Here is a 20619-nt window from a genome sequence, read left to right as displayed (position 1 = left end):
TGGGGCGGTGTGACCACCGCCGCGTATGGGTCATGGTCAAGCGTCCCCGGTAAGGAGACGTTTTTGTGAGGAAACGCACAGTTTGCGCCTCTCTCCGCAACCTGCCATGAATCCCGTATTATTGCAATCGCCAGTTCCAGAAAAGCACGCCGCGATGGGGTCATACGCTTACGGATCAACGGATCTGGATGATACCGAGTCCCTGTTCTTCAAGGAGGGCGATGATGTCATCGGGCAACGTGGATGCCACGATCAGTTTTTTTACCAGGGGTGCAGGTTTCACAAGGATACCGTCCACGGAGAGGGCACACGCCAGGGGTTCCCCGTCTGCCCCGAAGTCAAAGCGCGGGTTTTTTTCAAAGGGGATGCCCAGTTTGGTGAGGAGCCTGAGGGTGGCGTTGAAGAGATAGTCGCCTTTTCGGATGGAGACCACCTTGAGGCCAGAGCTTTCGATGGCAAAGGCGGCATCGCCGTAGAGGTCCCCAAAGTCCACCAGGGCACCGGCACCCCGCGGATCCCGGATCATGTTTGAGGTGGTTTCAAGCTGGGTACCGGCATAGGAAAATGAGATGGAGATATTGGGGTCGTAAAGAAGCCCCAGGGCCTCGGCGAGTTTTTCCACGTAGATCTTTCGGGTATAGGGGACAATCCGCTTTACGGTGGTGCTTTTCTCCGTGGCAAAATAGACGGGCGGAAGGGCTTCGCCCTGAAGGGACTCCCGCAGAACCAGTCCGTGCTTGCGAAAGTAGGCGGCAAGGGGCACAGGGAATCGCCGGGACGGATCTGCAAGGTCGGAGACGATGATGCCCCGGAAAGCCTCCTTGGATTTGGACCGGTCGTATTTGAATGCCCAGCGCGCTTTAAGGGAGAGGTTCATGCCCTCTTCGGAGAAGGAGAGGGGCATGGGCAGGCGCATCTTGGGGTACGCAAGCTGGACTGCGTCAAGGAGCAGGGGCAGGGTGGGCTCCAGGGAGGTATCGGTGAAACGCAGGTTTTTAAAATGGGTGGCCATGATGTGCCGCCTTCCTGTGGAAAGGGAGAGGCCGTTGTGGACAAAGAGGATTCGCCTGCCTTCAGGCAGCTGGAGGATGGGCGTTTCAGACAGGTTCACAGAGAAGTCATTGCCCTTGTCATCGGGAAAGTAGTATCGCCCGCGATTCAACAGGACCCCACCCAGAAGTTTGGCAAGGGCATCGAAGGGGTCTTTTTTTCCTGTCTTTTCGTCGTTTTCGTACTGGGTAACACCTGCCTCTTCGGCGGGTGAGGGGTCGGTCTCGGTTGCCTGCAGAACCACTTCGCCGTCCGCTTCAAAGACAGAGCTGTACCAGTCTTCATCAAGCACCGAGGCATCGGGGACTTTGAGTTTCTGACCGATGTAAATCCGGTTGAGGTCTTTGACGGTGGGATTTACCAGGCGGAACAGTTTGACGCCTTCACGGTAGGTGCGGCTTCCCGTGGGGCCGAACTGGTTGGAGATGATGCGGGAGACGGAGTCCCCGGGTGCCACCTTGTGGGTTGTGGCGCCCTGGGCGAGGAGCTGTTTGACCGGCGCGGCCGTGATAAAGGGAAGGTCCACGATGCCTCGACGCTGGCCCGGAAGGGCGTCGGGTTCGAGCCATTTCAAGGGGACAAAGATCCGCTGACCGGGATGGATGCGGTTGATGTCTGGGATGTGGTGGTTGATCAGCTTGAAAATATTGAGGAACAGGGGGAAGTTGGTGTGGGAGATCTCCCCTTTCTGTTTCAGGATTTTGATGACGTAGTCGTTGGGGCGAACCACGTAGGGTTCACTGAGAACATCCCGCCCGTTGACATTGTGGACATAGTAACGCTTGTAGAGTACCTCGGCGCGGCCTTTAGGGGGCGTGCAGGTACCGATGATAAGAAGAACCAACAGGGGCAACAGCAGTTTGTTCCAACAACCCATAGCCTCCGGGGCCTCCATGGTGGGCGCCCGTCCCATTCATGGTTCGTCATGAACCCAAAGGGGGCCGGGCTGATCGACAGGGCACAGGGCCTTTTCCAAGGAAAAGGCCCCGTGTTTCGTGGTGTTTATTTTTGACGGGCAAGTTCCAGGCGGGTGGCAATGGCATCGGCCGTCAGTCGGACAAACCGCTCAAAGGACTCGCCGGTGAGGGGGGCTCCGGAGGCAGGGAACTCGGTGAGTCCTTCCGCCTTGACATCTTCGGGGGCATTGACCAGCTCGGGGTTCGGCGTGATGCCGAACTCCTCGGGGAAGGTGCCGGAGAAGTAGGTCTCCTGAAATCCGGAAAACTTCAGGGCGTGGGCGGTGGAGTCAATGACGGCGGTTTCTCCGTCGGCGACAAGGCCCTGCTTGACGGCTTCCATGAGGCCTGCCAGGGTTTCCCCGCCCTGGGTGCAGGCAATGTGGCCGTTTCGGTTGGCCATGAGCTCACAGTCCATGATGGCCTGTTCCGTCACCTCCATAAAGAAGACGTTCTTTCCTTCAGAGAGTCGGTTGTAGGTCTCCACCACGTTGATGACGCGGGGCATGGAGACGGGGTTTCCGATCATGGCTGCCTGGGCGACGCTGGACTTGACGGTGACGGGTTTGAACTCGCGTTTCGCCGTGTCCGGCTCCAGGTAGTACCTGTAGACGGGGTTGGCGTGGTGCGACTGGACCCCGATGATTTTGGGAAGGGTCTCAATGATGCCGGCTTCAAAGAATTTCAGGAAACCGTTCATCACCGCCGTGATGTTCCCGGCGTTGCCGATGGGAACCACCACCACCATGTTCTCCATGGCATAGTCGAAGTCCTGGGCGATTTCAAAGGAGTAGGACTCCTGCCCCAGGATGCGCCAGGCGTTCTTGGAGTTCAAAAGGGCCACGTCGTATCGGGAGGAGAGGTTCTCCACGACCTTCATGCAGTCGTCAAAGACGCCTGGGATTTCGAAAACCTTTGCCCCGCTGCCCAGGGGCTGTGAGAGCTGCTGTGGGGTGACCTTCCCCTGGGGAAGGAGCACGGCGGATTTGATGCCGTCTGTGAGATACGAGGCATACAGGGCCGCCGCCGCCGAGGTGTCCCCGGTGGAGGCGCACACGGCAAGGATCTCTTTCATGCTCCCTTTTTTGATCAGGGAGTTGATGTAGGAGAGGGCGCTGGCCATGCCCCGGTCCTTGAAGGACGCGCTGGGGTTCTGGCCGTCGTTTTTGAAAAAAAAGCGGGCACCGGTGAGCTCCTGAAGGCGGGTGTTGGCCTCCACCACCGGGGTATGGCCTTCACCCAGGTAGAGGACAGCATCCAGGGGAACCACAGGCCCTAAGAATTCGTGGTACCGGTAGATCCCCTTCAAGGCGGGGATGTTGAGCATGCGCCGGTAGTCCAGGACCTTTCGCCAGGTGGGGCCGTCGGCCTTTCTGGTCGCCAGGCTGGAGGTCTCGTGGAGCATCATGACGCTGCCGCAGTCCGGGCAGACGTAGAGCAGCTCATCAATGCCGTGTTCACTCCCGCAGCCTAAGCAACGGTATATCATTTCCCCTGCGTGTGCAGGAAGGATGAGGTCCTTGATGTCTGATGGAAAATCCGATGGCTTCATTTGGCGATTACCTCCTTGCCGCCCATGTAGGGCACAAGCACCTCAGGAATTTTGACAGAGCCGTCCGCCTGCTGGAAGTTTTCCATGATGGCGGCCACGGTTCGTCCCACAGCCAGGCCTGAGCCGTTGAGGGTGTGAACCAGGCGGGGTTTCTTCTCGCCTTCGGGGCGGAAACGGATTCCCATGCGACGGGCCTGGAAGTCCTCGAAGTTGCTGCAGGAGGAGATCTCCCGGTAGGTGTCCTGGGCGGGCATCCACACCTCGATGTCGTAGGTCTTGGCCGCAGAAAATCCGAGATCGCCGCTGCAGAGGGTGACCACCCGATAGGGAAGGTTCAGGAGCTGAAGGACTTTTTCGGCGTTCTGGGTCAGGATCTCCAGCTCGTCGTAAGAGGTTGCGGGATCCACCACCTTGACCAGCTCGACCTTGTTGAACTGGTGCTGGCGGATGAGGCCTCGGGTGTCTTTGCCGTAGGAGCCGGCCTCGGACCGGAAACAGGGGGTGTAGGCCGTGTACCGGATGGGCAGGTCTTTTTCGGTTAAGATCTCGCCTGCGTGGATGTTGGTCACCGGGACCTCTGCCGTGGGGATCAGGTAGTACTCCTGGCCTTCCAGCTTGAAGAGGTCCTCTTCAAATTTGGGGAGCTGGCCCGTGCCCTTGAGGCTGTTGCGGTTCACGATAAAAGGCGGCAGCACCTCGGAGAACCCGTGTTCTTCGGTATGCAGGTTGAGCATGAAGTTGATGAGGGCCCGCTCCAGGCGCGCTCCGGCCCCGAAGTAGAGGGGAAAGCGGGCGCCGGTGATGCGTGAGGCCCTGCCGAAGTCGAGAATGCCCAGGTCTTCGCCGATATCCCAGTGCGCCTTGGGCTCGAAGGCAAAGGAGGTCGGGGTGCCCACGGTGCGCAGCAGGATGTTGTCCTCATCGGTCTTGCCTTCGGGGACCGACGGGTGGGGGATGTTGGGGATCCCCATGAGGATCTCCTGGAGCGTGGCTTCGGCTTCGTTCACCTCTTTTTCCAGGGCCTTGATGCGGGTGGAGACCGACTTCATGGTATCAATCTGGGGCTGAGCGTTTTCCCCTGATTTTTTCATGGCGGCGATTTCATCGGAGACGGTGTTTCTCTGGTAGCGGAGGGACTCGAGCTCTCCGATGAGTTCACGGCGTTTGGCTTCGCAGGTGGCGAAGGTGGCGAGATCGGCTTTGCCGCCTCTTTTTTTTAAGGCATCCTCCACGGTCTGGAGGTTGTCTCTGACGTACTTGAGTTCGAGCATAATATTAACCTGTTCTGGCAACGTGGGATGGTGGACGCTTGGCAGCCCGGCCTTACAGAGCCTCGGCAGGACACACAACCACGATTTTGTGTCAGAGCTGTCGATTCCCATATCGTATTGTGTTATGGTATGGACCGAGGACCGGGCTGAGCCACGGATAAAATGCCGTTACGTGGTTTGGCCGACATTGATTTTTTGTTTTTTAAAACTTAAAATTACTATCACGGTCCATGGTGGCAGTCAATAGCTTTGAAAATTACCAATCATTACTGATTTTATGTGTTTAGCGAAAACGACTGGAGATTATATATGGAAGATGCCGGAGAGAAAAAAAAGGAAATAATCGGTGAGGTGGAGGCGGTCCTGGATGCTCTTCCGCCCGAGGAGAAGTCTCGAAAGCAGAAGACCATCGAGGAGCGGCTTTTTGGCTTTGCCAATTTTATGGAAGCCAAGGTGGTTTTGCTTTATCTTGCCAAGCAGGGCGAGGTGGAGACCCTTGATATTATCAAGCGTGCCCTGGAAGGGGGGAAGATGGTGGTGCTGCCCGTTTTCAACCGCGAGTCCAGCAAGACCACCCTTTATAAGGTAGAGAACAGCCCGGAGGATCTCATTGACGGCCCCGACGGCTGCCTGACCCCCGACCCCAGCCGGTGTAAGACCGTTCCCATCAATCACATCGACATCGCCATCGTGCCTGGCCAGGCCTTTGATGAAAAGGGCGGGCGCATTGGCATCGGGGACAAATTTTACGACAAGTTTGTCCAGAAACTCCCCATCACCACCCGTAAGGTGGCCATCGCCTTTGAAGAGCAGGTGATCTCCCAGGTGCCCACCGATTCAAGAAACAAGCACATCGACATCATCGTAACGGATTCCCGGACCATCTACAAAATCTGATCGGAAAATCTGTTTGCATACCGTCCCTCAGGGCTGGAGCGCCGCCTGCAGGCCCGTAAGGCTTGTGCCTTTGCCCACGGCAATGACCGTGTCTCCGGGCTTGAGGACGGTTTCAAAGGAGGGGTTGAAGAGCATGGTGCCCTCCCGGGTTTTGATGGCGATGATGATAAGGTCAAACCGCTGTCGGATGCCGGAGTCCCGGAGCATCACGTTGACCAGCTCCGAGTCGTCGTGGATGACGATCTCCTCCATCTGGATGTCCTTGTTCCGGTCCTGGAGCGCCAGCTCCAGGAAATTGGTGACCGTGGGGCGGATCAGCTTCAGGGCCATGTTGGCGGCGCCCATGTCGTAGGGGGATTCCACCATGTTGGCCCCTGCCGTGATAAGCTTGGACCTGGACTCCTTGTAGCAGCAGCGGGCCATGATGAAGATCTCCGGGTTGAGCTGCCGGGCCGTCAGCACGAGGAAGACGTTGTCCGTGTCCGTGGCCAGGGCGGCCACCAGGCAGGAGGCTTTTTTGATGCCCGCGCGGATGAGGTTCTCCTCTAAGGCGGCATCTCCCGAGATGTAAAGGGCGCCGTCGGCTTCCATGTGGGGCACCAGCTCCGGTGATTTTTCAATGACCACAATGTCCATGGGGTTGGTTGCCATCAGCTGGTGGTACAGGACGCGGCCGATGCGCCCGTAGCCGCAGATGATGTGATGGTCTCTCAGGCGGGTGATCTTCTTGTCCAATTTACGCCTCCCCATGAGGGTTTGTATCTGGCCCTCCACCATGAATTGAACCACGGAACCGCCCACGTAGATGAAAAAGCTGGTCCCGAGGACGATGATGACCATGGTGAAGTGCCGACCGACGGGGGAGAGGGGGTGGATTTCCCCGAATCCCACGGTTGTGATGGTAATAAGGGTCATGTAGGCGGCATCGGTGATGCCCCACCCTTCGATGGTCATAAACCCGCCGATGCCGACCGTGATGATGAGCATCAGGAGAATGACCGAAATAACGACCTGCTTGAGCCCTTCCAATGGATCCGTCCCTGTCGTCGGCAGTCAGGCGTGCGGTATTGCAACATCCTGTGTTTAAAGGTGTTTCACCTTCGGCGCGGTGCCGTATGCGGGTGAAAAGAATCCCCATTTTACAGAAAAAAAAGCAGTATTTCCAATACTATTCGCTAATAAGTTGTGGTATACACTGCCCAGGCGAAATTTCTAGTATACATGGAGAGGTCGTAAAAAGGTCCGGGGCCCTGGTGCCCAAGACCCCGTTGCCGCCTGAGTTCGGCATGTTGCGACGCTATTTTTGAAAAGGGTGTGTGAGGATGGGCATGGATGTGTTGGAGAGAAAATACGCACGCCAGCGGGAGGAGATGGTCAGGCGTCAGATCGCCGGGCGCGGTATCACCGATCCCCGTGTGCTGAAGGTCATGGGGGAGGTCCCCCGCCACCTGTTCGTCAGCGAGGCACTGATGGATCGTGCCTACGGAGATTTTCCGCTTCCCATCGGGGAGAGGCAGACCATTTCGCAGCCTTTTATCGTCTCGGAGATGACCCAGGCCCTTGCCCTGTCCAAGGAGGATCGGGTCCTGGAGCTGGGCACCGGCTCAGGCTACCAGGCGGCGGTATTGTCCCGCCTGGTTTACCGCGTCTACACCATCGAGCGCATTCACACCCTTTATATGAGAGCGCGGAAGGTGTTTGACGCCTTGCGCTATTTCAATATCGTGCCCCGTTTTTCAGACGGCACCACGGGCTGGCCCGAAGAGGCCCCCTTTGACGCCATCATCGTGACGGCGGGAGCTCCAGAGATCCCAACCCACCTCACCGACCAGCTGGCAGACGGCGGTCGCCTGGTGATGCCTGTGGGGGGCGCCGATACCCAGGACCTGCTTCGCATCACGCGGGTGGGGGATGAGCTGGTGCATGAAAACATGGGCAAGTGCCGATTTGTTCCCCTCATCGGGGAATACGGCTGGAAGGAGTAAAAACCGATGAAGATCATGCGACGTCTCTACGACTGGGTGTTGAGCTGGTCGGATTCGCCTTACGGGAGCTGGGCCCTTTTTGCCATCGCCTTTGCCGAATCCTCGTTTTTCCCCATTCCGCCGGATGTGCTGCTCGTGGCCCTGGCCGTGGGCGCCCACAAGAAGGCCTTTCGTTTTGCCCTGATCTGTACCGCAGGTTCGGTGCTGGGCGGCATGCTCGGGTACCTCATCGGCTGGCAGTTCATGGCCCTTATCGGAGACCGCATCGTTGCCCTCTTCGGCTTTGCCGACAAGTTTGTCCGGGTGGAGCAGCTTTACAACACCTGGGACGCCTGGGTGGTCTTCATCGCCGGGTTTACCCCCATCCCCTACAAGGTGTTCACCATCGCAGCGGGTCTTTTCACCATCAATTTCCCCATCTTTGTCCTTGCCTCAGCCCTGGGCCGGGCCGGACGCTTCTGTCTGGTGGCCGGCTTGATCTATCTCTTCGGGCCCACCATCAAAGCCTTTATCGACCGCTATTTCAATCTGGTCGTCACCGCCTTCACCGTCCTTCTCATCGGCGGCTTTGTTCTCATCGCCCACGTCATGTAGACAAGGTGAGCCACCTTGAAAGCTAAGTTGCGAATGCGATCAGGCTACCGTATTTCTTAGCGCTTCGCGTCCGCATTCGCGCGAAGTGCGTGGGGATGCCATGGCTGTCAGTCGCCCATAAGCTGCGGGCGGGGGGCGTTTCCTCCCCTCTTTGTGCCTCGGGTCAAATGAAATCCGCATTCAGCGTGGTTTACAAACAAAACTGTTTGGCAACCTTTTTTGTACCTATTCAGCTTATGCCTCCGGCGCCCCTGCCGGGGACTAAACTTTTAGAACGTTTAACAAATAGGTTTTTAAAAGACATATTCAGTCCAGCCTTGGTCAAAGGCGGATGTGATTTTCCCCGAGGAACGAGGGGAAAAACGCATCCGCAACCAGCTATCAAGGTGGCACACCTTGCCGCCGGAGGCTTTTTTTTAATTGGCTTTTCTGAGAAAGTCGGCAAAGGCGTCTGCCAGCGGGGAGGGCGTGCGTTTTTTGTGGCGGGTAAGGTAAAAGGAGCGCTTGAGGTCGACCCCTTCAATGGCGATGGCGGCCAGAAGGCCTGCCTGGATGTCCCGTTCCACGGCGCGGGTGGAGAGGATGGAGACCCCCACACCACACTTTACCGCTTCGCAGACGGAGACGGTGTTGCCCATGCGGGCAGCGATTTTAAGGCATGAGGGGTTGAACCCGGCGTCGGTGAGGCTCTGATCCAGGGATTTTAAAGTGCCGGAGCCTTTTTCCCGGGTCACGAAGGGCTCGGCTTTCAGCATCTCCATGGGGATGCTTTTTCGTTTTGCCCAGGGGTGACCGGCGGGGACAATGAGGCGCATGTCGTCTTCGAAGAGGGGCTCCTGGAAGATGGCCGGGTCCGATAAGGGCGCCCCGGTAACGGCAAGCTCCACGTCTCCGTTTAAAATGCCGTCGGCAATTTCCCGGGTGTCCCGGATGGTCAGCGAAATCTGCACCTCGGGGTGGGCCTTGGCAAAGCGTCCGATGATGGACGGGAGGATGTACCCGCCGGGGATGGTGCTTCCGCCCAAGTTCAAGGTGCCCTTGGTGATGCCCCGGAACTGGGAGAGGGCGGTTTCTGTTTCATCGCGCAGGGCGAGCAGGCGCTTGGCGTAGCTGAAGAGCAGCTCCCCTGCCTTGGTGGGCAGCACCTCTTTGCCCAGGCGGTCGAGGAGGCGAAATCCGCAGTGCTCCTCCAGGTCCTTGATGTGGCTGCTCACCGTGGGCTGGGAGAGGTAGATCGCTTCGGCGGCCCGTGAAAAGCTTTTAAACTCCACTACCTTGCAGAATATGGTCAGTTGCCAGAAATCCATGCCCGTTAACCCTTGCTGTATGCCTTATGAAATTTTTCTTTGAGTTTCTTCTCGATGGAGGGGGGCACCATGCCGGAGACGTCTCCGCCAAAGCTGGCCACTTCCTTGATGCCGGATGAGCTGGTGAAGATCCAGCGCATACCGGTCATGAGAAACACCGTCTGGACATCTCGGTTGAGGCGCCTGTTGAACATGGCCATCTGAAATTCATTTTCAAAGTCGGAGACCGCCCGCATGCCCCGGAGGATGGCGTTGGCGTTTCGTTTCCGTGCGTAATCCACCACCAGGCCGTCAAAGGCATCCACCTCCACCGAATCCATTCCCTTAAAACAGTCCCGGATCATGGCCAGGCGCTCTTCCACGGCAAAGAGGGGCTTTTTTGCCCTGTTGTTGAGGGTCACAATGACCACCTTGTCGAAAATTTTCAGTCCACGTTCCACAAGGTCGATGTGGCCATTGGTGAGGGGGTCGAAGGAACCGGGGTAAACGGCAATTGTTTCCATGGTGTCAGATCCTTTTTCGCTGAATGAACAGTGGGCCCAATATCAGAGAAGCTCTAACACAAAACACTGAGAGCGAACACCCTTTTTTACCGAAAATTGCATATGTTAGGGGTCTGGGAAGGGGCGTTGTATGCCGGGTACAGGCACAGGTCACGCCCCCCCGGGTGGGTAGGCATGTCGGGAACCCCATGAATTATGGGGGGTTGCCCCGGAAAGGGCGGATGACGCGTGTTTCCGGGGTCACCAGGGTGGCCGTAGGGCTTTTTCAGGGCGGGGAGAGAAAGGAGAGGGCCGTGGTGCCGTATTGCCGGGTCTCGGTAAGGATCACTCCCTCCGGAGGGACCGGAGCATCCCCGGCCGCGTGTTCCACCACCACCAGTCCCTCGGGAGCCAGGGCACCCGCCTGGATGAGGTGGGACAGGGCCAGGTCGGCCAGGCCCTTGCTGTACGGGGGGTCCATGAATACCAGGTCCAAAGGCGTGCGGTAGCGGGCGAGGCAGCCTAAGTTGCGGGCGATGTCCCACTGGATGACGGTGCTTTTCTCCTCAAAACGGCAGGCGGCGATGTTTTTCCGGCAGGTCTCAAGGGCCTGCTTCTGGTTGTCCACAAAGAGGCAGCGGTCGGCTCCCCTGCTGAGGGCCTCAAGGCCCAGGGCGCCGGTGCCTGAAAAGAGATCCAGCACAAAGGCTCCCCTGACGCGGGCCTGGATGATGTTGAAGAGGGTCTCTTTCACCCGGTCCGTGGTGGGCCGGGTGGCCAGGCCGGGAACGGCCAGGAGCTTTTTTTTACGTCGTTCTCCACCAATAATGCGCATGGATGATGCCTGATACCCCTTACGGTTTAAGGATTCTGGTGATGTGGCCCTTGCTGACCCCTAAGCTCTTGGCCGCCGCCGCCGTGTCGTTGCCGCACTCGGCAAGTCGCCGTTTGATGTACTCCCGCTCAAAGGCTTCCTTGGCCTGTTTGAAGTCGGAGATGTCGGCCAGGTCCGAGAGTCCTCCTGCCGCCTCTTTGGGCTCTGAGGCGCGGTAGGGGGTGGGCAGATCGGTGAGGGAGATGGTCTCTTTGTTGACGGTGATGAGCAGGCGCTCCACCAGGTTTTTCAGCTCCCGCACGTTGCCCGGCCAGCTGTGATCGGCAAGGGCTTCCATGGCATCCTGCCCGAAGGCTTTCGGCTCGGACTCGGTGGTTTTGCACCACGCCTGGGTAAAACGCTCCACAAGCAGGGGAAGGTCCTCCAGCCGGTTCCTCAAAGGGGGCATGTCCAGGGGCACCCCGTTGAGGCGGAAGTAGAGGTCTTCCCGGAAGCGGCCCTCTTCGATCTCTTTTCTCAGGTCTTTGTTGGTGGCGGCGATGATGCGCACGTTGACGTCGATGACCCGGCTGCCCCCCAAGCGGCAGAAGCGTTTCTCTTCGATGACCTGGAGCAGCTTGCCCTGGTTGGCCAGGTTCATGTCCCCGATCTCGTTGAAGAAGAGGGTTCCCCCGTCGGCCAGCTCAAAGCGACCGATGTGTTTTGCCTTGGCGCCTTCAAAGGCGCCTTTTTCGTGGCCCAGGAGCTCGCTTTCAAAAAGGGCCTCCGGGATGGCGGCGCAGTTGACGGTGATTAAAGGGCTCTCCGAGTGGGTGCTGAACTGGTGGATGGTGCGCGCGGCCAGCTCTTTTCCGGTGCCGTTTTCGCCGGTGATCAAGATGGGGGCTTCCGTGGGAGCCGCCGCGATGATCTGCTGTTTTAAGGCGAGGATGGGGGGGCTGGAGCCGTCGATGGCATTTTTGGCGATCATGCGGGTGCGCAGGAAGCGGTTCTCTTCCTCCAGCTTGCGAAAGTTCAGGGCGTTGTTGATGGCCACGATGACTTTGTCGATGCTGATGGGCTTTTCGATAAAGCTGAAGGCCCCGTATTTGGTGGCAGTTACCGCCGTGTCGATGGTGCCGTGGCCGGAGATCATGATAACGGGAATATCCGGGTGGGATTTTTTGATCTCGCGCAGGGTCTCGATGCCGTCTAAGCCCGGCATCCAGATGTCCAGAAGTACCAGGTCGGGGTGCTCGGCGTCGATGGTTTTCAGGCATTCATAGCCGTTGGGAGCGGTCAGGACGTTAAATCCCTCGTCGGAGAGCAGCCCCTCCAGGGAGTGGAGGATGGGCTGCTCGTCATCCACAATAAGCAGGGTTGGAAACATAAGGTCTTCTCCTTGGCGGGCTCACCGGGTGAGCCGAAGCCGGGCTCAGGCCGGGGCCTGTACCGGGAATTCAATGACGAAGCGGGTACCGCTGGGATCGTTGTCCAGCACCCGGATTTCGGCGTTATGATCAGATACAATGGAGTTGACGATGGCAAGGCCCAGGCCGGTTCCCGATTTTTTTGTCGAAAAATAGGGCTCAAAGAGCCGGGCTTTGACGGGATCGGGGATGCCGGTTCCAGAGTCGGCCACCTCCAGGGTGACCACCTGTTTGAGGCTGTTGTACGAAAGGGACAGGGCGATTCGCCCTCGGCCCCGAACAGCCGCAACGGCGTTTTCGATCAGGTTGATGAGGGCCTGCTTGATCAACTGACGGTCGAGATTCAAAAGGGGAATATCATTTACAAACTGAACTGTAAACTCAATATCCGGAAGGCCTTCCCGGTAGAGGACCAGGCAGTCCTCCACGATGGGAGGAAGCTCGCAGGGCTCCGGATTGGCGGTGGGAAACCGGGCAAAGGAGGCAAAGGAGTTCACCAGGTTACGGATGAGGTCCACGTGTTCGATGATGGTTCGGGTGCACTCGTCGAAGACCGGCTCGGCCACCACCTTGGAGTACCGGCGCTTGAGGCGCTCGGCGGACAGGGCAATGGGGGTCAGGGGGTTTTTGACCTCGTGGGCGATGCGTCGTGCCACCTCCCGCCAGGCGGCGAGGCGCTGAATTTTCTCAAGTTCCGTCATGTCGTCAAAGACGATGACCAGGCCCATGGGGTTGCCGTTGTCGTCCCTTAAGGTGGTGGAGTGGACATTGAAACTGCGGGGCTTTCCATTGACCGCAAGGGAGACGGGGAAGTTGATGCCGTTTCCGGAGTTTTCGAGTTTTTCCGAGATCTCTTTGGCCGTCTGGTTTTCCTGGCCCCCCAGGAGCTCGGTGTAGTGATGGCGGATCACATGCTTGCTCTTGACCTGGAGCATGCGCTCGGCAGACTTGTTGATGGTGGCCACATGGCCCGAGGGGTCCAGGGAGATGACCCCGGCGGAAACGCTCTGCAGGACAATTTCCATGTACTGCCGCTGCTCTTCGATCTCCAGGTTCTGTTCCTTGAGCATGCGGGCGGAGAGGGCCAGCTGTTCCCGGCTGATCCCAAGGTCCCGGGTCATCTTGTTGAAGTCCACCACCAGGCTGCCGATTTCGTCGTTTGAGACCACGTCGATGTGAAAGGAGAGGTCCCCTTCGGCCACGCGCCGCGTGCCCTTGGCAAGCTCCATGATGGGGATGGTGATGGACCGGGCCAGGTAAAAGGCGAACCAGATGGCGCAGAAGAGAACCAGCAGGGCCACGATGGACAGGGCGATAAAGTAGGTGGTGCGGATGGGTTTTTTCATCAGCTTGATCTGCTGATACTCTTCAAAGCCCCGGGTGACCGAGGAGATGTTTTCCACCAGCTCCCTGGAGACCCGGATGGTGATGACCACGTAGGCCCGGGCGTCCTGGCGCTCGGCCCCGAAGGGCACTGTGGCGATGCTTCGGATCAGCTCGCGGCCCCCGCTCTCTTCGATGACGGTGTGGACGCCCTTGGACTGGGCCGATTTCTGAAGCTCGCCTGCGGCGATGGGGTTCAAGGTGGCCGGGGCGGTGTCCGAGGAGATGGAGAAGGTGAGGCGCTCGGTGTTTTTTCCGTACACCTCGATGGCGTCTATGTTGAAGGCGCGCTGGCTCACCACGATGTAATTGGACAGGGAGCCTTTTTTGGTTGCGGCCAGGTACTTTTTGTCCAGCTGGTAAGTGATGCGTTCAAGAAAGAAGGTGTTGTTTTTTTCGATGTGGTTGTACAGCTCCCGTCCGATGGACAGGGAGTTCTCAAGGGCCTGCTCCACAGGGGCGTTGAACCAGTAGGCGATGCTGGTGGAGATGAACTGCATGGAAAAATAGAAAAGCACCACCGACGGCACCAGGGTCAGGGTGATGAAGGCGATGACGAGCTTGACCCGGAGCTTGGAGCCCATGGCCTTTTTCCGGCGGTCAAAGTAGAGCTTGGTCAGGTTGCGGAAGACAAGGATGATAAGGGTCAGGAGCAACATCATGTTGATGTTGATCAGAATGAACATCATCAGGGTGTTGGAGATGGGGAAGTTCGCGCCGTAGTTAGAGGTCTTGCTGATGGCGTAGGAGATGAGGCCCACTGTGACGATGAGCAGGGCAATGAAGAGAAATTCCCGCTTCTGGCGCTTCTTTTCCGCCTCGGCCGAGGGCCGTTCCATGTCCAGGTCCATGGTCATGCGGCCCGCGCCATAGCGACGGCGGGCCTTTTTGGGGGATTCGGTGGGGGGCGTGTCGGCAGGAGGGGTCATGGCACCTCCTAATACACGAATGCGGCGCGTCGCCAGTCGGTTTCAAAGGCGTCCAAGTCGGCAAAGAGCCCTATGAATTTCAGGTAGACGGGCAGGGTAAACTCCTCCAGTCGGGCCCTGGCCCTGATCTGGTAGGCCTCCCCGCGGGTCAGGTCGGTGAGGGCCGCTGCGCGTAGCCCCTCCAGGCGGCTCATGACCTGCTTGGCCTCCTCGTAACTTTCGGTGGTGAGGCTCTCGGGCTCAGCCCAGGACCGGGTGATGGTATACACCTTTTTCATGGCATCGAATTTTACCCGGTGTTCGGCCCGGATGGAGGCGATGCGCTTGTCAAACCAGAACCTTTTTTGTTCAAAGATGTCGATGTAGTAGGAGACCGTGGTCTCCACCCCGCTCTGAACGGCGGTTTCCACCTTTTCCACAAAGGCGCCCTCCAGCTCGGTGTAGAGAAGGAGGTGGTCCCGGGTGTTGGTGATGGTCAGGCTGGCAAGCCGGGGATCCTGTGACGCGGCCCCGGCAGCGGTGGAGAGAAGAAGGAGCAGGGTCACCACGAGGACAGCAAGAGTCGTGCGGCGGCTTCTCATAGGGCGTCGGCTTCCACCGTGCGGGTTTCCCAGGAGTCCTTGTGTTCGAACAGGGTTTCCAGGAAGGCGTGGTTAAAGGCATGGCCGGATTTGCTGGTGGTAATCTCCGCAAGGATGGGCATGCCGAGGAGGGAAAAGTCCCCCAGGCAGTCCAGGAGCTTGTGGCGTGCGAACTCATCGGGAAACCGGAGCCCCCCTTCGTTCATGATGCCGTCGTCGGTGAGGGCGATGCCCGTGTCCAGCTCCGCACCCCGGCCCAGGCCGTAGAGCTTGAGCATCTTGATGTCCCGGTAGAACCCGAAGGTGCGGGCCGGGCTGATCTCTGTGAGAAAGGTGTTGTCCCGGGAGTCCAGGGTAACGCTCTGCTCGTTGATCATGGGGTGATTGAAGGCGATGCCGCAGGTGATGGCGAAGTGATCGCTCGGCACGGCGGTGACCCGCTTGTCCCCGTCGCACAGCTCGATTTTTTTCGTGATGGCAAGGACACTCCGGGGTTTGTCAAGCTCCACGATGCCCGTCTCCGTGATTCCCTGGGCAAACACCCGGGCGCTGCCGTCCATGATGGGCATCTCGTACCCGTCGATGGTCACCAGGGCGTTGTCGATGGCAAGGCCTGCAAAGGTTGCCATGAGGTGCTCGATGGTGGAGACGATGGCACCCTCCTGACCGATGACCGTGGCAAGGCTGGTGTCCACGACGTTGCGGAACAGGGCCCGGATGGTGGGGCTGTCCGGCAGGTCGCTTCGCTGGAATCGGATGCCGTGGTTGGCGGGGGCCGGATGGACGGTCAGGTTAACCTGAACACCGGAGTGGACGCCGGTTCCCGAGCATGAAAAAGGTTTTGCTAAGGTGCGTTGATTCATGTAAATTGTCATCACCGTATCGTCTGCGGGGAGCCCGTAAGGCCCGCCCGGTATCGTCGTTTTGATCGTGTCTGATCGTTTCTTAATCCCTTGAGAGTCTTTCCCGACGTATCCATATCGTTTGTGCATGGTGGTGTGATGGGTTTGTCTGATAAACGCATCAGGCGTGTCGACATCCTAAACCCTTGCCGGGCCGTCTGTCTGTGCGTGGTATCACTGTTTTGACTTGTTAAGGTCGACACACGCGGGTGGATGTGGGTGCCATGGAAGATGGCCCCTGATTATTCGGAAAAATCTCAACTTAGTGGGTTTATATCTTAAATACCATGAAATATCAAAGTCATTGTCACCCCGGAGCCTTCCAGGGGCCCATGGGGTGAAAAGGAGGGGGCGTGCTGGCCAGGGTTTTCTGCAGTGCACTGGTGGGGGTGGAGGCCAGGGTGGTGGACGTGGAAGTGGATATCGCCAGGGGACTTCCCGCCTTTACCACCGTTGGGCTTGCCGAGGCCGCCGTTCGGGAGAGCCGGGAGCGGGTGAAGGCGGCGGTGACCAACTCGGGCTTTCAGTTTCCCAAGGATCGCATCACCGTGAACCTGGCCCCGGCCGATATGCGCAAGGAGGGCACCGGGTTTGACCTGCCCGTGGCCTTGGGGGTCCTCACGGCCACGGGCATGGTGCCGGAAGGGGCGGTTTCGGGGTTTCTCATCTGCGGAGAGCTGGCCCTGGACGGACGGGTCAAGCCGGTGCGGGGCGTCCTGGCCATGGCCATGGAGGCCAGGCGCTGCGGGATGAACGCCGTCATGGTCCCCCATGCAAACCGTACCGAAGCCTCTGTGGTTCGGGGCATCCGGGTCTATGCCGTGGGCAGCCTCTCGGAAGCCGTCGGTTTTTTTAAGGGCATCCGGCCCCTGGCGCCTGAGCCGCCCTTTGCAGGGCTTGAATCCGAGGCCAAAGGCTGCCCCGTGGATTTTTCCGATATCGTGGGGCAGAACCACGCCAAGCGGGCCCTGGAGATCGCCGCCGCAGGTCGCCATAACCTCTTGATGAACGGACCGCCGGGCTCAGGCAAGACCATGCTGGCCCGGGCCCTGCCCTCTATTTTGCCTCCCCTCTCCTTTGAAGAGGCCTTAGAGACCACGCGGGTTCACTCCGCAGCCGGCCTGCTGGGCAGTGAGACCCCCCTGATCACCTCCCGCCCTGTGCGATCACCCCACCACACCATCTCCGATGCCGGTCTCATCGGCGGAGGCCAGAACCCCATGCCCGGGGAGGTGAGCCTATCCCACAACGGGGTGCTCTTTTTAGATGAACTGCCTGAATTCAAAAAACGGGTCCTGGATGTCCTGAGACAACCCCTGGAAGATGGGCTCGTCCACATCGCCCGGGCCCGCACCAAGATTACCTACCCCAGCGACACCCTCCTCGTCTGTGCCATGAACCCCTGCCCCTGCGGGTACGCCACCCACCCCGGCCGGGAGTGCCGCTGCTCTTCCGTGCAGGTGGAGCGCTACCAGGGACGGGTCTCGGGGCCCCTTCTGGATCGCATCGACCTCCATGTGGAGGTCCCGGCCGTCTCCTTCGACGATCTTTCCGGACGGAAAAAGACCACGGAAGAGCCCTCGGCAGATGTCCGGGCAAGGGTGGTTGCCGCCGTGGCCCGGCAGGCAACACGGTTTGAGGCCCTTCCCATCCGGTTCAACGGCCAGATGGGAAGCCGTGAGGTGCGGTCTTTCTGCGCCGTGGGACAAGACTCCCGGGACCTGCTGGAAGCCGCTGTCAAGCGCCTGGGCCTTTCGGCCCGCGCCTGGATGCGCTGCCTTAAAATGGCCCGCACCATCGCCGACCTTGAAGGCTGCGAAGCCATCGACACCCCCCACGTCGCCGAAGCCATTCAGTACCGGGAGATCTTCTCCCAGGCCGAAGAACGGGAACCCTGGGAAACCATCTGCCCCAGTTAAAAGCGTGCCTCCGGCGGCGAGGTGAGCCACCTCGAAAGCATATTGTCATTGCGATTTGCCCTTCGTCCCTCAGGGCAAATCGCAATGGCCTTCGGCTCGGGCGTCGCCCGACATGAACGTTGATGGTTTATGCGAGCGGCTTCACAAGCTTCGAAGCCACAGGATACGCTGCCTAATTTTATTCTTCTGGAAACACGATGAAGGGCATATGGGATTCGCTTGACCGTAACCGGAATAACTCCGGCAACGAGGGGGGGGGGGGAGCCACCCAGGCAAAACACCTTGGAAAGCAGCTTACGGATGCGCTTCGCCTCCATGCAACGGCGTAGCTGCAGTCAAAGAGAGTGCGCTTGTCGTACCGTAGCTCATTTACATGGACTTAAGCAGGGCCCTGGGATTAAATCCCACCCGCATTCAAAACGGCATTCATTCAAGGAGGTTTTTTTTAACCTGTTTATCAAACTTTTCAAAAGTTTGGCCCCCGGCAGGGCCGCCGGAGGCATCATTGAAACAATGACGATTTGTCGAATAGTGGGCTTAACATCCGTTCCTCCGGCACCTAAGGGCCTTAGCCCTTAAACGCCGGAGGCGTTTTTTTAAGATGCCGCCACAAGGTCGCGGTGCCGATGCCGAGGATGTGGGCGGTCTCTTTTTTGTTGCCTCCGGTGTGGGTCAGGACCTTGTCGATGTAGCGGTGGGTGAGGGCTTCCAGGCTGGGAAGGTCCCCGTCGATGCTGTCTGCGGGCGTTGTGGTCTGGTGGGTTTCGGGGAGATGGGGGGCGTCAATAAGGCCGTCTCCGGCGAGGATCAGGCCGTGCTCCACCCAGTTTTCAAGCTCGCGGACGTTTCCGGGCCAGGGGTGGTTTAAAAGGGCGTTTTCTGCAGTGGCTGAAAACCCCGGGTGGTCGGGGGCGCGTTTTTTTAAGGCGGCGTGGGCCAGGGGGAGGATGTCTTCTTTGCGCTCTGCAAGGGAGGGCAGGGAGATGGGGAAGACCGACAGCCGGTAGTAGAGGTCCTGGCGAAAGGAACCCTCCCGGGCCATGGCGGCAAGGTCGCGGTTGGTGGCTGCGACAATCCTGGCCTTGACTGGGATGTCCTCCAGGCCGCCCACCGGGCGCACTTCTCTTTCCTGAAGGGCCCTGAGGAGCTTGCCCTGGACGGGCAGGGGCATGTCGCCGATCTCGTCCAAAAAGATCGTGCCCTCCCCGGCGGAGACAAAAAGCCCCTTTTTGGTCTTCTCCGCACCGGTAAAGGCCCCGCGCACGTGGCCGAAGAGCTCGGATTCCAGAAGTTCCGGGGGAAGGGCCGCGCAGTTGATGGCGAGGAAAGGGGCCCTGTTTCGCCGGGACCCGGCGTGGATGCGTCGGGCCACCACCTCTTTGCCCGAACCGCTCTCTCCCAGGATCAGGACCGTGGCGTCCGTGGGGGCGACCTTGTCCGTGCGGTCCAGGACGGCTCGAAAGTTGGGGGCCTTGCACACCGGCGCGGTGGGGGTGAAAAAGGGAGGAGCCGGGGCGCGGTTTTTTTCAAGGCCCAGGATCTCTCTGAGTTTGGTGATATTGCTCTCTAAGGCGTGATCGCTTTCATCGTCCATGTACGGCGGGGCCTCCCCGTGGGCCCATGCCGTTGCCGGTTTCCCTTCAAAATGACAGTTCGTCGTTCCCATGGCCTGGCAGGCCGTTTCCCTCACGACAATTTTTTCACCAAACACCGCCGAGGCATAGCCGCTCAGGATGGCGCACAGGGAGAGGCACACCGGTCGTTTGGCGTAGCCCTTGTTCTTGCGGCTGTTGGCCTTCAGGTAGACGGCGGTTTCAAAGGACTCTGTCCAGAGGCCGGTGAACCGCACCAACTTCCCCTCGGGCGTGATGTCCAGGGAGGTGATGTGTTCGTGGCAATAGCCGGTGAAGCTTCGAAGCCTGCTCCCGGCGTGGAGGTGCTCCGAGGGCGATGAAAAAGCATAGAGCCCGGAAAGGGTGGTGGCCTGGCCCAGGCCAACCTCGTAGCCCAGGTTTTTGGCAATGCGGTTGCGGGTTTTTTTGTCCACCATCTCCGTAAAGTCCCTGTAAAACCGCTCGAGGGTGGCGATGCTGACGCCCAGGATGCGGCTGGGGCCGAAGAGGGGGAACCCGTAACGGGGGTCCTTGGTGATGAGTTCCGATGGAGAGAATGGTTTTGATGGCATGCCGGTCACCTTCGATGAAAATGAATTGTAGGCCAAGATTTGTATCATTGTGAAATGCGGATTTCAATATGAAATGAATTCGGCGGCAATGTATATATTCCATGATTCTGTGAATGTGGTGGAATGATTACTCAATGACCATTGTTTACATAATGGCACGATGGTTGCACAATTGACTTCCGATAGAAGGGTTGTACGGTGCTATGCGCGGCTTGTGTGAACGATGGTCGCACTTGCGGGGCGCGTCCTTGCTTTTTGAACTCCGCTCTAGTATGCACCTGCTGTCTATTGTTCCGTACGGTCGGTTTTTGGCCCTGAGATCGGTGTACGGGGTTTTGAATTACCTGAAGATTCGCCGGGAAATGTCTGGGAAGGCTTTTTA

16 protein-coding genes are annotated in these 20619 nt (G+C 58.7%); 4 read left to right on the top strand and 12 right to left on the bottom strand.

Going from position 1 to position 20619, the window contains the following annotated elements; genetic code table 11:
* Positions 1–175: 175 nt before the first annotated feature.
* The 3 genes from BLQ12_RS19580 to serS all read right to left on the bottom strand — a co-directional run bounded on the left by BLQ12_RS19580 (position 176) and on the right by serS (position 4829).
* Positions 176–1927, bottom strand: a complete 1752-nt coding sequence (locus BLQ12_RS19580) for a LysM peptidoglycan-binding domain-containing protein (RefSeq protein WP_092213240.1) — start codon at positions 1925–1927, stop codon at positions 176–178.
* A 125-nt stretch (positions 1928–2052) separates the two neighbouring features.
* Entirely contained in the window at positions 2053–3558 is a 1506-nt protein-coding gene (thrC, locus tag BLQ12_RS19575; RefSeq protein ID WP_092213238.1) for a threonine synthase, read from the bottom strand.
* Complete coding sequence (serS, locus tag BLQ12_RS19570; protein ID WP_092213236.1) at positions 3555–4829, bottom strand: serine--tRNA ligase; 1275 nt, start codon at positions 4827–4829, stop codon at positions 3555–3557. Before serS ends, thrC begins: the two co-directional genes overlap by 4 nt.
* A 309-nt stretch (positions 4830–5138) precedes the next feature.
* Here serS and BLQ12_RS19565 point away from each other — a divergent pair, with 309 nt between their 5' ends.
* On the top strand, positions 5139–5726 hold the full coding sequence (locus tag BLQ12_RS19565; RefSeq protein WP_092213234.1) for a 5-formyltetrahydrofolate cyclo-ligase: 588 nt from the start codon (positions 5139–5141) through the stop codon (positions 5724–5726).
* A 27-nt stretch (positions 5727–5753) separates the two neighbouring features.
* On the opposite strand, the gene BLQ12_RS19560 is transcribed toward BLQ12_RS19565, so the two are convergent.
* A complete protein-coding gene (locus tag BLQ12_RS19560) occupies positions 5754–6713 on the bottom strand; it encodes a potassium channel family protein (RefSeq protein ID WP_092213355.1) in 960 nt (319 codons plus the stop codon).
* A gap of 335 nt (positions 6714–7048) precedes the next feature.
* On the opposite strand from BLQ12_RS19560, the gene BLQ12_RS19555 reads away from it, so the two are divergent.
* Positions 7049–7711 (top strand): protein-L-isoaspartate(D-aspartate) O-methyltransferase, encoded by a 663-nt coding sequence (locus tag BLQ12_RS19555; RefSeq protein ID WP_404825989.1) that lies wholly within the window; start codon positions 7049–7051, stop codon positions 7709–7711.
* A 6-nt stretch (positions 7712–7717) separates the two neighbouring features.
* A complete protein-coding gene (locus BLQ12_RS19550; RefSeq protein WP_092213232.1) occupies positions 7718–8305 on the top strand; it encodes a YqaA family protein in 588 nt (195 codons plus the stop codon).
* A gap of 416 nt (positions 8306–8721) precedes the next feature.
* Here the strand turns inward: BLQ12_RS19550 and BLQ12_RS19545 are convergent, their stop codons facing one another.
* From BLQ12_RS19545 to lpxC, 7 genes are all read right to left on the bottom strand, one after another.
* Positions 8722–9612 (bottom strand): selenium metabolism-associated LysR family transcriptional regulator, encoded by an 891-nt coding sequence (locus BLQ12_RS19545; RefSeq protein WP_092213230.1) that lies wholly within the window; start codon positions 9610–9612, stop codon positions 8722–8724.
* 5 nt (positions 9613–9617) lie between these two features.
* On the bottom strand, positions 9618–10115 hold the full coding sequence (coaD, locus tag BLQ12_RS19540) for a pantetheine-phosphate adenylyltransferase (protein ID WP_092213228.1): 498 nt from the start codon (positions 10113–10115) through the stop codon (positions 9618–9620).
* A 265-nt stretch (positions 10116–10380) separates the two neighbouring features.
* On the bottom strand, positions 10381–10929 hold the full coding sequence (rsmD, locus tag BLQ12_RS19535; protein WP_092213226.1) for a 16S rRNA (guanine(966)-N(2))-methyltransferase RsmD: 549 nt from the start codon (positions 10927–10929) through the stop codon (positions 10381–10383).
* Between the two features lie 19 nt (positions 10930–10948).
* A complete protein-coding gene (locus BLQ12_RS19530; protein ID WP_092213224.1) occupies positions 10949–12298 on the bottom strand; it encodes a sigma-54-dependent transcriptional regulator in 1350 nt (449 codons plus the stop codon).
* A 45-nt stretch (positions 12299–12343) separates the two neighbouring features.
* On the bottom strand, positions 12344–14650 hold the full coding sequence (locus tag BLQ12_RS19525; protein ID WP_226860062.1) for an ATP-binding protein: 2307 nt from the start codon (positions 14648–14650) through the stop codon (positions 12344–12346).
* 8 nt (positions 14651–14658) lie between these two features.
* Positions 14659–15231, bottom strand: a complete 573-nt coding sequence (locus BLQ12_RS19520; protein ID WP_092213222.1) for a DUF4390 domain-containing protein — start codon at positions 15229–15231, stop codon at positions 14659–14661.
* Complete coding sequence (gene lpxC, locus BLQ12_RS19515) at positions 15228–16094, bottom strand: UDP-3-O-acyl-N-acetylglucosamine deacetylase (RefSeq protein ID WP_226860061.1); 867 nt, start codon at positions 16092–16094, stop codon at positions 15228–15230. The genes BLQ12_RS19520 and lpxC overlap by 4 nt, the downstream gene beginning before the upstream one ends.
* A gap of 392 nt (positions 16095–16486) precedes the next feature.
* On the opposite strand from lpxC, the gene BLQ12_RS19510 reads away from it, so the two are divergent.
* Positions 16487–18052, top strand: a complete 1566-nt coding sequence (locus BLQ12_RS19510; RefSeq protein ID WP_092213218.1) for a YifB family Mg chelatase-like AAA ATPase — start codon at positions 16487–16489, stop codon at positions 18050–18052.
* A 568-nt stretch (positions 18053–18620) separates the two neighbouring features.
* Here the strand turns inward: BLQ12_RS19510 and BLQ12_RS19505 are convergent.
* Positions 18621–20237: a sigma 54-interacting transcriptional regulator gene (locus tag BLQ12_RS19505; protein ID WP_175469949.1), complete on the bottom strand. Its 1617-nt coding sequence runs from the start codon at positions 20235–20237 to the stop codon at positions 18621–18623.
* Positions 20238–20619 lie beyond the last annotated feature (382 nt).

This window comes from Desulfoluna spongiiphila (genome assembly GCF_900101345.1).
GTDB classification, from domain to species: Bacteria; Desulfobacterota; Desulfobacteria; order Desulfobacterales; family Desulfolunaceae; genus Desulfoluna; species Desulfoluna spongiiphila.
The sequence above is the reverse complement of the archived record's forward strand: the minus strand, read 5'-3'. Positions and strand labels throughout refer to the sequence as shown.